This window comes from Oligella ureolytica DSM 18253 (genome assembly GCF_000373745.1).
Taxonomy (GTDB): domain Bacteria; phylum Pseudomonadota; class Gammaproteobacteria; order Burkholderiales; family Burkholderiaceae_B; genus Oligella; species Oligella ureolytica.
The window spans coordinates 16,623-29,074 of sequence record NZ_KB892368.1 but is presented as its reverse complement, the minus strand read 5'-3'; the positions used below and the strand labels follow the sequence as shown (position 1 = coordinate 29,074).

The window sequence follows — 12,452 nt, the reverse complement described above, 5'->3', positions numbered from 1 at the left end:
TCAGTGCTTTTTCTTAGTTGGGCGCTTCCAGTTAGCAATGGTAGTTTGAGTACTTTGCGTGACTGTTAATTGATTGGCCGGTGCATCTTGACGCAAGGAAGTGCCGGCGCCAATGGTCGCCCCTTCGCCAACAGTGACTGGCGCTACTAATTGGGTATCTGAGCCGATAAAGGCGTCATCACCGATGGTTGTCGTGAATTTATTAACACCGTCGTAGTTGCAGGTAATGGTGCCTGCGCCAATATTGACGCGCTGACCGATGACTGCATCACCGAGGTAGCTAAGGTGGCTCGCTTTACTAAAGGCACCTAAGCGGGTGTTTTTAATTTCTACAAAGTTACCTACCTGGCTACCCTTGCTAAGCTGTGCACCCGGACGAAGGCGAGCATAAGGCCCCACTTTACACTGGTCTGCAACGTCTGCTTGAACTAGGTGACTGAAAGCATCGACTTGACTGTCTTTAGCGATTTTCACGTTTTTCAGTACACAATAAGGACCGATTTGTACACCATCCTCAAGCACTACCTCACCTTCAAAAATACAACCCACATCAATAAACACGTCACGTCCGCACGTGAGAGTGCCACGGATATCAATGCGTTTGTCATCGGCTAGGGCCACGCCTTGAACCAACAGCTGACGAGCTTGCTCTTGCTGCCAGGCGCGCTCCAGTTCGACTTGTTGTAGGCGGCTATTCACACCGAGCGTTTCCCATGAGGCCTCAGGATGAGCTGCACTGACAGTCACTCCATCTTTGACCGCTAAGGCGATGACGTCTGTCAGATAGTACTCCCCTTGGGCATTGTTGTTGTCAATGTTGGCTAACCACTTTTTCAGTTGATTGGTAGGGGCACAAAGAATACCTGTGTTAACCTCCTGAATCTCATGCTCTTGCGGGGTGGCGTCTTTGTGCTCAACAATGCGATTGACATTGCCTTGATCGTCTCGAACAATGCGACCATAACCTGTCGGGTCATCAAGGAATTCAGTTAATACCGCAACGCCATTTTCAGAGGCATTAAGTAAGCGCTCTAAGGTCGCTGCTTGCACTAAAGGGACATCACCGTAAAGAATTAAGGTCCTATCTTCATCGCTATCACCAACAAATAAAGGTTCGGCTTGCTGCACTGCGTGGCCTGTGCCGTGTTGTGGCTGCTGTAAAGCAAAGACTAAGTCTTTTTGCTGTTCAAAAGCCGCTTTTACTGTGTCAGCACCATGACCTACGACGACGGCAATTTGTGCCGGCTTTAATTGCTTCGCACTATCTATGACATGAGCCAACATGGGTTTGCCCGCCAGTGTGTGAAGTACTTTAGGTAAGTCGGATTGCATGCGCTTACCCATGCCGGCAGCTAAGATTACGATGGTTAATTTCATGACTCTATTGTGTAAATTAATAAATGGTTAATGTGTATGTGATTGATGCTTAGGTTGTCTTAATTAGTTGTCTTTATTTGTCGCCGTTTTTTTTGTGGCGGCTGTTTTTTTGGCTACGGTTGTGCTGCTTTTTTTGGCACCGGTTTTTTTGGCACCGGCTGTTTTTTGAGTCGTACGTTTTGCGGCTTTTTTTACGACTTTTTTAGTGGCTTTTTTAGCACTTGCTTTGATGCCTTCAGTTGTTTCTTTGAGCGGATTATCTTGGTTTGCTTCTGTCGGTGTAGCTGAAGCGACAGAGGCAACGATGGTTTTGAACTGTTCGCCCAGCAAGTTAAACCAGTTGAGTGCCTGTTCTTGGACTAGGCTACTGGCTTCAGCAAAGCTTGCTTCCTCGTCATTATTGTCTTCCGGCGCTTTGTCCGTATCATCGCTTTGTGCTGTTGGGTTGTTTTCTTGAGTGCCGGCTTGGCTTTGCTTTTCATCTTGTGGCTGTTTTGCTGTGCTCGCTGCTGTCGCTTGAGCCGCCTTGATGGGTTCGCTCATCATTTCCATCAGGCTATTGAAGTGTTGTAGATTGGCTTTTTGAATTTCTAAGCTATGAATGCTGCTGCTTAGCATGGATAAGTTTAATTTAAGCCAGGCCTCGACGGCTTTTAATTCCTCAATGCGCTTATCGAGTTCCTTAGGATCGATGGCCATACCCGACGCCTGTGGCGCGACAGTCGCAAAATTTTGCCATGCTTGTCCCATCATTTTCATGCTATTGAGCATGAGATTGGGGTCTCCCATATCGTCCGGCATCATATTAACAAACGGAAAATTGAAATTAATAGGATCGTTACTCATTTTGCTCTCCTTGGGGTGCTGTTGATTGATGGGGTCGCTTAAGTTGATTGACGTAGATTGTTAACATGGGGATTGATTAGGCTGTCTAAGAGCACAATAGCGGCTTCAATCGTAATGACCCTATCCTCGATCATTTGTACTACTTCTTTGGGTGTGAAGCACTCAATACGTTCGACCTCACCATCTTGGTTTTTTAGTTGGGTGCCGGGCGGAATGATACAGTCACTGACTAAAATGTCTTCGAGTTGATAGCCTTCGGGAAGCCTGCGACGCATTCGCAAAATCGAGCGGATTGGCGTGCGTAACTTCATATCACTTGGACTGAGCCCGGCTTCCTCTTCTGATTCGCGGTTTAAACCTTCGGTGACGCTATCCTCGGCATTGAGCAGACCACCGACCAAGGTGTCCCACATATTAGGATCGAAGGCTTTGGTGCTGGCTCGTAATTGTAGATAAATATCACCGTCAGGGGTCCAGCCATTTAAATGAATAGCTTGGGTTAATAAACCCAAAGGACGCATGGCCGCACGCTCTATTTGACCGATGGCGGTGCCTTCGGCGTATACATTAAGTAGTTCGTCGCGCCAAGCTCTAGTCAGTCCTGCAGCACGGAGGCTTAAAGCGACATCAAGTAGAATGTCATTCAAGATGGGTTTAGGCATGGACGACTCTGCCAAATAAACCGCCTGCTCGTCTTGCTTACAATATTCCTTGTCTTGTAGAGCAAGAATTGCCCCAGGATGAATAAATCCGGCTATTTTGTCGGCAATGATGAGTGGTCTTGACCCCTTAACCGGGACTTCTTGTACTTTTTGGTTTAATTGCCTATAGAGCGCCTGCAGTTTCTCACGCTTCAATGATTAAATCTTCCTATGTATACTAGCTTATATTAAAAATTATTGTATCACTCAGTATATAACAACAGTTAGTGCTTGAACTGTGTCCAGTGGTGACTTAGGTCACATCATGGGGTCGATTTGAAGAGGGTTGAAAATGATGAGGAAGTTGTTGAGTGTTGGCTGCTTAATATTGTTAGGATTGAGCAGCAGTTTCTTGGTCACTTCTTCTGCTCAGGGACAATTAAGAAATCTATTTAATCTGACCACTGCAGATTTTCATGGGAGTGATATTCGAGGGACGGAGTTTGGTCGGGAATTAGTGGCGACAGATGAAGGGGGTGAGGCATTTTATTTTGAGGACTTCAAGGGGAAAATCAGTTTGGTTTTTTTTGGCTTCACCCTATGTCCTGATGTTTGTCCGACGACCTTATTACAACTGAGCCAGTTAAAAACTGCGTTAACTGCAGATGAAGCAGAACAGCTACAAGTGTATTTAATTACTGTTGATCCGGAGCGTGATACACCTGATCGTCTGACAGAGTACTTGTCTTATTTTGATCCTGATTTTAAAGCGCTGACAGGCACCCAAGAGCAAGTGGCAGCAATGGCTAAATCGTTTCATGTGTTTTACAACAAAGTACCAATAGCAGGAGAGCAATACACGATGGAGCATAGTGCTTATGTGTTTGTTTTGGATAAAGAGGCACGATCTGTCTTGCTTTTTAGAGAGGGTATGCCTATCGAAGACATGCTGAGCGATTTGCGAAAATTGCAGCAGTTTCAATAACTCTATACCGCTTTAGAATAACTAAAAAAAACACTTCCGGTAAGGGAGCCGGAAGTGTTGTAAGCATTCGTCCTCAAGGGGAAGGGAAAGAGGAGAAAAACGGACGAATGATGAGCGCAGTTGCTATATCTTCTGCCGCTCATGTGTGTTAGTCAGTTGGTTTCTCGTTTTGTTCCAAGAAAAATCGCTTTTAAATTGTATCTTTTTGTGAATAACCGGTGATGACTTATTGCAAGGCATCTTCACCGAGAAAAGCGCGCATTTTTTTCATCGCTGCGGCCTCAATCTGGCGAATACGCTCGGCAGATACACCAAACTCTTCAGCCAGCTGATGAAGGGTTAAGCCGCCATCATCTTGTAACCAACGAGATTCTACAATGCGACGCGAGCGCGGATCTAACGACTCCAGTGCAGCTGCTAAGCCATGGGTTTGTAGTTCCTCATGATCGCGTCTGGCAAGCACCTCATAGGGCGTATTTTCTTCGTCAGCCAGGTAGTCAATAGGTGTAAACTCTTCGTCGTCAGAGCGTGAGCTTGGTCCCGGATCGAGTGACATATCACGACCGGTCAGGCGAATCTCCATTTCTACAACGTCGGTGGGCTTAACATTAAGCTTGTCTGCAATGCCTTGAATTTGCTCAGGATCTAAGCTTGAGCTGTCGGGGCGCATGCTGCGTAGATTGAAGAATAGCTTGCGCTGTGCCTTGGTGGTGGCGATTCGTACCATGCGCCAGTTGCGGATCACGTACTCATGAATCTCGGCTTTAATCCAATGCACAGCAAAAGAAACTAAACGTACCCCGCGGTTAATATCAAAGCGCTTAACCGCCTTCATGAGACCGATATTACCCTCTTGGATAAGATCGGCATGAGGCAAGCCATAACCTAAATACTGGCGTGCAATCGACACGACCAAGCGTAAATGAGACAAGACCAGTGATTGGGCTGCCTGTAAATCTCCATGGTATTGTAGGCGCTCTGCATAGTCTTTTTCTTGTTCAGGCGTCAGCATAGGAATTTGATTAACACTACTAATATATGACTCAATACTCCCTATCGAACCTGAGCCAAGTGTGGCTAATTCGCGGTTAGTTAAAGCTAATGCTTGGTTTGTCATAGTAATATTTGTCCTTTAAGGTGATTTCGCAGATAAAACGCTGTCTTATACGGAAATGTCAGTGTATATTTTAGCACTCTCTCTGTCTGAGTGCTAATTTGGACTATCAATTGGCTGATAAGTTCCTCAGTTTTTGGAATTAACTCTTTGATATCACAAGTGAATTAGGGTAGTAAACGCATCTTGCGAGTCTTGCCCTTGATGGTCTCAGCGTGCCAACGCTGAATCAATTGCGGTGCGATAGTACGATCTATCGCTACAAAACTGACAAAATCGTGAATCGTGATTTTGCCGACTTGCTCCATGGTGAGTCCCATATTTTTTGTCAATGAACCTAGAATATCACCTGCTCTTAATTTGTCTTTCTTGCCCCCACGAATCATAATGGTTTGTCTTGGTGGTTTGAGCGTGGAATGAGTGCGACGACGTGAAGGGATTTGCATGAGCTCAAACTCTGTGCCTAATGATTCTTCGATTCTTTTTTTGCGAAATAGTTCATCTTTGCTGACCAAGGTAATTGCACGACCCTCTGCGCCTTGACGGCCCGTACGACCGATACGATGAATATGGGTGTCAGCATTGGGCGAGATTTGCACATTAATTACTAAGTCTAATTCTTTGATGTCGAGACCACGAGCGGCAACATCCGTCGCCACTAAGACGCTTAAGCTGTTGTTAGCAAATTGAATAATAATGTCTTCTCGTTCTCTTTGATCAATTTGGCCGTGCAACACAGCGCTGTGAATCCCGGCTCGTGTCAGTTGCTGTTGCAAGACTTCGCAGTCATCACGCGTATTGCAAAAAGCAATCGTAGACAGCGGCTGAAGTTGGTCTAAGAGATTGATGATGGCTGACGCACGATCCTCCTCTTCCACTACGTAGAAGCTTTGCTGGATAGCGGGCTTCTGTTGGTCGATGGCTTGGATCATGTGTGGATTGATGAGAAACCCCTCCGTTCTCTCTAACAGCTCCGGTGTGTAGGTCGCGGAAAACATCAGCGTTTGGCGCTTTAGAGGGCAGGCATTAGCAATCGCGCTAAGGCTATCGTAAAAACCCATATCCATCATCTTGTCCGCTTCATCTAATACTAATGTGTTGACGTCACCTAATAAAAGAGCGCCACGAGCGATTAGGTCCTCAATGCGTCCTGGCGTACCGACAATAATATGAGTGCCGTGTGCCAGGGAATCGATTTGTCGAGGCACCGAACTGCCACCGCATAATAAACTGACTTTGACAGAAGGATAGGCGCGAGCCACTTGGCGGATGGAGTCAGCGACCTGAGAGGCGAGCTCACGCGTGGGACAAAGCACCACCGCTTGTGCGTTGTTTAGTTCAAGTGCCAGCTTTTGCATAATCGTCAAAGCAAAAACCAAGGTTTTTCCGCTGCCTGTGTGGGCCTGTACAATCAGGTCATCGCCAGCCAATGCCGGCGGCAGAGCAAGTTCTTGAACCTGAGTCATTTGCTCAAAGCCAAGTTGTTGCAAATTACGCAACTGCTCGGTCGCTAAGTTAAGTTGATGAAAGGAGTATGGGTGGGGTTGATGATTGTTTTTCATTGCCTAAGCAGTAAATAGTTGATTGATACCACTTATTGTAACGAGGTGGCTAAATTGATGTTATATTTATTGCATAAAAAAATTTGATTTTCTACAATTAAGCATTCTTTATTAAATATAAAGTAAATAATACATTTAATGTCAATTACTAGCTCTGATAGCTCTTCTAGGGATACACCGATCGTATCGTCCGATCACCCAGCTAAACAAACTGATTTCTCTCGTTCGGAAAAAGTAGTCGAGTTTAATAATGTTAGTCTTGGTTACGGTTCGCGAGTCGTCCTCACTGGAGTTAATCTTTCCATCCACAAGGGGCAGTTAATCGCCTTAATTGGTGGTTCCGGCTCCGGTAAGTCAACCATTTTGCGTGGCGTGACCGGACAAATTCGTCCTATGGCCGGAGAGGCGAGACTATTTGGCCAAGTGATCAATCATATCAACAAAAAAGAGCTGAGCCTATTACGCAAAAAAATGGGCGTGTTGTTTCAGCAAGGTGCTTTATTTACTGATTTAAATACGTTTGAAAATGTCGCCTATCCATTGCGGGAGTTAACCACGATGGATGAAGCACAGGTTGTTGATAGAGTATTGGAAAAATTATCTGCCGTCGGCTTAAAGGCTGCTGCGCACTTGGGTATGTCAGAGGTATCGGGCGGTATGGCGAGACGTATTGCTTTAGCCCGCGCTATCGTCATGGAGCCTGAGCTGCTCCTCTACGATGAACCGTTTGCGGGGCTTGACCCGATTTCAATGAATCAGACAGCGGATATGTTGCGTGGCATTACAGATAAGTTAGGTACGGCGGGTTTGTTAATTACTCATGACATCGAGGAGTCTTTCCGAATCGTGGATTATGTGTATATGCTGCACCAAGGGGCGGTCATTGCAGAGGGTACGCCTGAGCAGATTCGAGCGCTGGATGACAGCCGAGTACAAAATTTCATCAATGGCTTGCCGCCAGAGGAAGGCGCGCGCTTTGAGTATCCTATCACGCCTGATTACGAGAGCTGGTATACAGAAAAGCAAAAGCTGCTCGCCCGTCATAAACCATCTCAACATAGGGAGCGATAGTATGTTTCAGTGGATCGCTACTTTAGGTGGTTGTGTTATTAAATCCATCGCCTATTTAGGCAATATTTTCATCTTGCTATTCCAGATGTTGGCGCGCACCGGCTTTATTTTTAAGCGGCCTCGTTTGTTGATTGAGCAAATTCACTTTATCGGTGTTTATTCGCTGCTGATTATTGCTGTATCCGGTTTATTTGTCGGCTTTGTTTTAGGCTTTCAGGGCTATAGCATCCTGTCGATGTTCGGTTCAGAGCAGGCGCTCGGTATGATGGTGGCACTTTCTCTGATGCGAGAATTGGGGCCGGTCGTGACGGCTTTACTTTTTGCAGGTCGTGCCGGGACGTCAATGACAGCTGAGATTGGCTTGATGAAGGCCGGAGAGCAATTAGATGCTGTTGAGGTGATGGGGATTAATCCCGTCGAGCGTATTTTAGTACCCCGCTTTTGGGGGGGCGTGATCGCAATGCCGATTTTGGGCACCATTTTCTCTGCTGTCGGAGTGTTGGGCGGTTGGTTTGTTGGGGTTGTCTCATTAGGCGTTGATGATGGTTCCTTCTGGTCACAAATGCAGGCAGGGGTAGATGTCTTTGACGATGTGTTAAATGGTGCGATTAAAAGCTTGGTTTTTGGTGTGGCATGTATGTTGATTGCCTTGCACCAAGGTTGGACGTGTAGAGCCACGCCGGAAGGTGTGTCGCAAGCCACCACTCGTACTGTGGTAATTAGTTCTTTAACGGTCTTAGGTCTGGATTTCTTAATGACCGCCGTCATGTTTTAAATCAAAGGTTTAAGAATGAGTAAACGAGTAGAGTTTGTAGTTGGTGTTTTCGTTTTGTTAGGGCTTTTAGCTCTCGCTTTTTTGGCGATGCGCGCCGGTAACTTAAGCACTTTTAGTCTACAACCAAATTATACGGTCAGTGCTTACTTCGACAATATCGGCTCCTTAAAAAAGCGTTCCGCGATCAAGAGTAATGGTGTTGTCGTTGGTCGAGTAAAAAATATTGCATTTGATAATCAGTCTTATCGTGCTATCGTTGAATTAGACATTGAGCAGCAGTATGAGTTTCCTACGGATACGTCGGCATCGATTAAAACCCAAGGTCTGATTGGTGAGCAATACCTCGATCTGACACCGGGCGCTGAGGAAGCGATGTTAAAGGATGGCGGTTCTATTATGTATACTCAGAGCGCTGTTGTCATTGAGGATCTCATTAGTCGATTCCTATTTTCAACCGCAGACAAGGCAGGCTCATCGGATTAAGAGCTAAGCACAATTTTTATAAAAAACTACATTACTAATTGAGAATTTTATGCTTAATGCAACCAAAAGATTAGCCGCAATAGGGGCTGTCGGATTGGGTTTGTCGGCTTGTGTATCCGTACCAAATCCTGATCCAAACGATCCCTTTGAAAGTTATAACCGTACGATGTTCGAGGTGAATGAGGCCTTAGATGGTGCCATTCTGCGTCCGGTCGCTCGTACCTATGAGGTGTTGACACCCAATCCGATTAGAACATGTATCAGTAATATATTCGGCAACTTGGGTGATGTCTGGTCCGGCTTTAATAGCATGCTGCAAGGGCGTGGCTTAGATGCCGTCAATACCTTTGGGCGTGTTATGTTTAATACCACGATGGGTCTGGGTGGCTGTATTGATGTGGCATCAATGAATGGTGCCCATAAAATCCCTAATGATTTTGGTACGACTCTGGCTGTTTGGGGCTTTGGTGAAGGTAATTATGTTGTGTTACCCGTCCTTGCTTCCAGCACTTTCCGTGACATGGGTGGTCTGGCGGTTGATTCAGTCGGTTCAACAGCTGCTCATATTTCGCCATGGAGTATTGATAATGTCCGTCTACGTAATCCAGTGGTCGTTATTGATGCGATTGATACTCGCGCTTCGCTGCTGGATGCCGATGATTTGGCGTCTGACATTGCGCTGGATAAGTATAGTTTTGTACGTGATGCGTATTTACAGAACCGTCGAGCTTTAGTCGCACAAAAGAAAGAGCCTGAAATTAAGGATGGTACCAAGGTCCCGGCATGGACTAAAGAAGACGATAGAAGGTATGGTCCGGGCGAGGATATGTTCATGAAGCCTACGTTTGATAAATACGTACCTACGACCGATGATTATGAGTATCAGACTCTCCCGGGCTACGATGACCCTGAAGCTTACGATGATCCGGAAGCTGGTGCGGCAGGTAGTACAGGCACAGCGGGTGGCGTACCTCAATATGACGATCCCGAAGAATAAAATCGGGGTTTCTGGCAGGTTACATATCTATACAAAGACTAAAAAATGTACAGCATCAAATGCTGTACATTGAGTCAACGAGTTATCGCAGGTGTTATGAAGTTCCACCGTCTACCTTATGTTGATCGATAACTCATCTGATTCTGATGATGGAGAGAGTTTATGAAGTTTGTTACCAATAAAGTAGTAAGCCGTAGCGCATTAGCAGCATTATTAGCGACCAGTGTGTTTGCCGGTGTACATGCACAAGCAGCAGTACATCCCAATGACTTTGTTGAAGAGATCGCTGATAGAGCGCTAAAAAGTTTGTTAGCTGATACAGCCGCGCGTTCCGGTGATATCAACGCAGCAAACCGCTTGATTGAACAACATGTGGTGCCACATGTTAATATGGAGAAGACAACACGTTTAGCCGTGGGGCAGCCGTGGCGTCAGGCGACTGCCGAGCAGCGAGCGGCATTGGTTGAAGGCTTCAAGGGTACGCTGATTCGTACTTATAGTGGCGCACTCAAGGATGTTAAAGACAGTACAATCATTAATATGCTGCAGTTCCGTGGCGATCCTAATGCGGATGACGTGGTTGTACGCACTACAATTAGTGGTGTTAGCAATACACCGGTGGGCGTGGATTACCGATTAGAAAAAAGCGGTGATTCGTGGAAAGTTTATGATGTGAATGTTGAGGGCATTTGGTTAATTCAAAATTACCGTAACCAGTTTGCAGGCGAAATTAACCGCAATGGGATCGATGGCTTAATTAAAAGCCTACAGCGCTAGGTGTCAATTGCCACACATTTTAAACATACTTATTTGATGAGTTAATCGCTAGCTAGCGTACTCTTCAAACACCGTCAAATTATCAAAGTGAGGTTAGGTTCAAGTGGCTTAACCTCACTTCTTACGTTATAAGAAACTAAAAAATCATGTCAAGTGCAATTCAATTCGAGCATGTTTCAAAAGCCTATGCAAAAGATGTGTCTATGTGGCGCCGTATTTTTAGCAACGATGCGGACATAGACGGATTTCAGGCGCTTAGCGATGTCTCGTTTGAGGTTAAAGAGGGCGAGTTCTTTGGCTTGCTGGGTCCGAATGGTGCGGGTAAAACCACATTGATTTCAGTGTTGGCCGGTTTGGTCAAAGCAACTTCCGGTACCGCCAAGGTCATGGGGTATGATGTGCAAAGCGAGTTTAGGCAGGCACGTCGAGCATTAGGTGTTGTGCCACAAGAGCTTGTCTATGACCCGTTTTTTACTGTTCGCGAAACATTACGTTTACAATCCGGTTATTTCGGTTTAGGGAAAAATGATGACTGGATTGACGAGATCCTTTTTAATTTGGGATTGACTGACAAGGCCGAGGAAAATATGCGTGCCTTGTCCGGCGGTATGAAGCGACGTGTGTTAGTGGCACAAGCCTTGGTGCACTGTCCTCCAGTCATTATTTTGGATGAGCCGACAGCCGGTGTTGATGTTGATTTGCGTCGTGGTCTTTGGGAGTTTATTTCAAGATTAAACAAAAAGGGTCATACAATTTTATTAACAACACATTATCTCGAAGAGGCTGAGTCGATGTGTGACCGTTTAGCTTTTTTAAAGCGCGGTAATTTAATTGCTTTAGAGACAACAGAAGCGATCTTAGCGCGTTATGGGAGTTCAAACTTAGAAGATGCCTTTACACGTGCTATGTATACGCCGGCGCAGGAGATGGTCAGTGAGTAACAGCATGAATAATCAGGTTCAGCAATTTTCCGATCAGCACAAAACTGATTCGTTGGGTAGCGAGGCCTACCAGAGATTGCGTAATAATCAGCACTTTGGTTCAGGCTTTCCCACACTACTATACAAGGAGTTTAGGCGTTTTTGGCGTGTCGCTTTGCAAACGATTTTAGCGCCGGTCGTGACGTCTTTACTCTATTTGTTGGTGTTTTCTCATGTGCTAGAAGGGCGAGTTCAGGCCTATCCGGATTCTAATATTGTGATTGATTATGTCGCCTTTTTAATTCCCGGCTTAATCATGATGAGTATGCAGCAAAATGCCTTTGCTAATGCTTCTTCTTCATTAATCCAAAGCAGAATTACCGGTAACTTAGTGTTTATTTTGCTGCCACCGATGTCTGCTTACGAGCTGTACGCAGCGTATGTGCTTGGTGGCGTTGCTCGAGGTTTATTAGTTGGTATTTTTCTATGGCTGTTTTCAATGCTTTTTAGGGTTGTACTACCTTATAATATACTGTGGGTTTTAGTGTTTGGCGTAATGGCTTGCGGTATTATGTCTACTTTAGGATTGGTTGCAGGCTTATGGGCTGAGAAGTTTGATCAGCTCGCGGTATTCCAAAACTTCCTAATCATGCCCCTGAGTTTCTTATCGGGTGTGTTCTATTCGACTCACTCCTTGCCTCCATTTTGGCAGGCAGTGTCCCAGTGGAATCCGGTTTTTTACATGATCGACGGGATGCGATATGGTTTCTTCGGCGTGTCCGATAGCTCACCATGGCTTTGTTTACTCGTGGTGGGCGGGGTTTTTATTTTTGTTTCAATCATCGCTTTACGATTAATTGTTAGCGGTTATAAGTTAAGAAATTAATTTTTAAGTTTAAAGGGT

Annotated in this window: 13 protein-coding genes; 8 read left to right on the top strand and 5 right to left on the bottom strand. The window is 45.6% G+C overall.

Going from position 1 to position 12,452, the window contains the following annotated elements:
* The 3 genes from glmU to B092_RS0113110 form a co-directional block, all read right to left on the bottom strand.
* Positions 1-1,377: a bifunctional UDP-N-acetylglucosamine diphosphorylase/glucosamine-1-phosphate N-acetyltransferase GlmU gene (glmU, locus tag B092_RS0113120; protein ID WP_018575677.1), complete on the bottom strand. Its 1,377-nt coding sequence runs from the start codon at positions 1,375-1,377 to the stop codon at positions 1-3.
* Positions 1,378-1,440: 63 nt separating this feature from the next.
* Positions 1,441-2,223 (bottom strand): PhaM family polyhydroxyalkanoate granule multifunctional regulatory protein, encoded by a 783-nt coding sequence (locus B092_RS0113115; RefSeq protein WP_018575676.1) that lies wholly within the window; start codon positions 2,221-2,223, stop codon positions 1,441-1,443.
* Positions 2,224-2,261: 38 nt separating this feature from the next.
* Positions 2,262-3,080, bottom strand: coding sequence for an NUDIX hydrolase (locus B092_RS0113110; RefSeq protein ID WP_018575675.1), 819 nt, complete (start codon positions 3,078-3,080; stop codon positions 2,262-2,264).
* Positions 3,081-3,216: 136 nt separating this feature from the next.
* Between B092_RS0113110 and B092_RS0113105 the strand changes: the two genes are divergently transcribed.
* Positions 3,217-3,849 (top strand): SCO family protein, encoded by a 633-nt coding sequence (locus tag B092_RS0113105; protein WP_018575674.1) that lies wholly within the window; start codon positions 3,217-3,219, stop codon positions 3,847-3,849.
* A gap of 226 nt (positions 3,850-4,075) precedes the next feature.
* Here the strand turns inward: B092_RS0113105 and rpoH are convergent, their stop codons facing one another.
* Positions 4,076-4,966, bottom strand: coding sequence for an RNA polymerase sigma factor RpoH (gene rpoH / locus B092_RS0113100; protein WP_018575673.1), 891 nt, complete (start codon positions 4,964-4,966; stop codon positions 4,076-4,078).
* A gap of 164 nt (positions 4,967-5,130) precedes the next feature.
* The gene (dbpA, locus tag B092_RS0113095; protein ID WP_018575672.1) at positions 5,131-6,525 is read right to left on the bottom strand and encodes an ATP-dependent RNA helicase DbpA; all 1,395 of its coding nucleotides are present in this window, start codon (positions 6,523-6,525) and stop codon (positions 5,131-5,133) included.
* A gap of 138 nt (positions 6,526-6,663) precedes the next feature.
* Here dbpA and B092_RS0113090 point away from each other — a divergent pair, with 138 nt between their 5' ends.
* From B092_RS0113090 to B092_RS0113060, 7 genes are all read left to right on the top strand, one after another.
* The gene (locus B092_RS0113090; protein WP_018575671.1) at positions 6,664-7,596 is read left to right on the top strand and encodes an ABC transporter ATP-binding protein; all 933 of its coding nucleotides are present in this window, start codon (positions 6,664-6,666) and stop codon (positions 7,594-7,596) included.
* Between the two features lies 1 nt (position 7,597).
* On the top strand, positions 7,598-8,371 hold the full coding sequence (gene mlaE / locus B092_RS0113085) for a lipid asymmetry maintenance ABC transporter permease subunit MlaE (protein ID WP_018575670.1): 774 nt from the start codon (positions 7,598-7,600) through the stop codon (positions 8,369-8,371).
* Between the two features lie 15 nt (positions 8,372-8,386).
* Positions 8,387-8,854, top strand: coding sequence for an outer membrane lipid asymmetry maintenance protein MlaD (gene mlaD, locus B092_RS0113080; RefSeq protein WP_018575669.1), 468 nt, complete (start codon positions 8,387-8,389; stop codon positions 8,852-8,854).
* Positions 8,855-8,903: 49 nt separating this feature from the next.
* Complete coding sequence (locus B092_RS0113075; RefSeq protein WP_018575668.1) at positions 8,904-9,851, top strand: MlaA family lipoprotein; 948 nt, start codon at positions 8,904-8,906, stop codon at positions 9,849-9,851.
* Between the two features lie 162 nt (positions 9,852-10,013).
* Positions 10,014-10,628 (top strand): MlaC/ttg2D family ABC transporter substrate-binding protein, encoded by a 615-nt coding sequence (locus tag B092_RS0113070; protein ID WP_018575667.1) that lies wholly within the window; start codon positions 10,014-10,016, stop codon positions 10,626-10,628.
* 146 nt (positions 10,629-10,774) lie between these two features.
* The gene (locus B092_RS0113065; protein WP_018575666.1) at positions 10,775-11,569 is read left to right on the top strand and encodes an ABC transporter ATP-binding protein; all 795 of its coding nucleotides are present in this window, start codon (positions 10,775-10,777) and stop codon (positions 11,567-11,569) included.
* Entirely contained in the window at positions 11,562-12,434 is an 873-nt protein-coding gene (locus tag B092_RS0113060; protein WP_018575665.1) for an ABC transporter permease, read from the top strand. Before B092_RS0113065 ends, B092_RS0113060 begins: the two co-directional genes overlap by 8 nt.
* Positions 12,435-12,452: the final 18 nt, after the last annotated feature.

Coding starts and splice junctions, on each gene's coding strand:
- glmU (WP_018575677.1), bottom strand. CDS start 1,377: ATGAAATTAACCATCGTAATCTTAGCTGCCGGCATGGGTAAGCGCATG.
- B092_RS0113115 (WP_018575676.1), bottom strand. CDS start 2,223: ATGAGTAACGATCCTATTAATTTCAATTTTCCGTTTGTTAATATGATG.
- B092_RS0113105 (WP_018575674.1), top strand. CDS start 3,217: ATGATGAGGAAGTTGTTGAGTGTTGGCTGCTTAATATTGTTAGGATTG.
- rpoH (WP_018575673.1), bottom strand. CDS start 4,966: ATGACAAACCAAGCATTAGCTTTAACTAACCGCGAATTAGCCACACTT.
- dbpA (WP_018575672.1), bottom strand. CDS start 6,525: ATGAAAAACAATCATCAACCCCACCCATACTCCTTTCATCAACTTAAC.
- B092_RS0113090 (WP_018575671.1), top strand. CDS start 6,664: ATGTCAATTACTAGCTCTGATAGCTCTTCTAGGGATACACCGATCGTA.
- mlaE (WP_018575670.1), top strand. CDS start 7,598: ATGTTTCAGTGGATCGCTACTTTAGGTGGTTGTGTTATTAAATCCATC.
- mlaD (WP_018575669.1), top strand. CDS start 8,387: ATGAGTAAACGAGTAGAGTTTGTAGTTGGTGTTTTCGTTTTGTTAGGG.
- B092_RS0113075 (WP_018575668.1), top strand. CDS start 8,904: ATGCTTAATGCAACCAAAAGATTAGCCGCAATAGGGGCTGTCGGATTG.
- B092_RS0113070 (WP_018575667.1), top strand. CDS start 10,014: ATGAAGTTTGTTACCAATAAAGTAGTAAGCCGTAGCGCATTAGCAGCA.
- B092_RS0113065 (WP_018575666.1), top strand. CDS start 10,775: ATGTCAAGTGCAATTCAATTCGAGCATGTTTCAAAAGCCTATGCAAAA.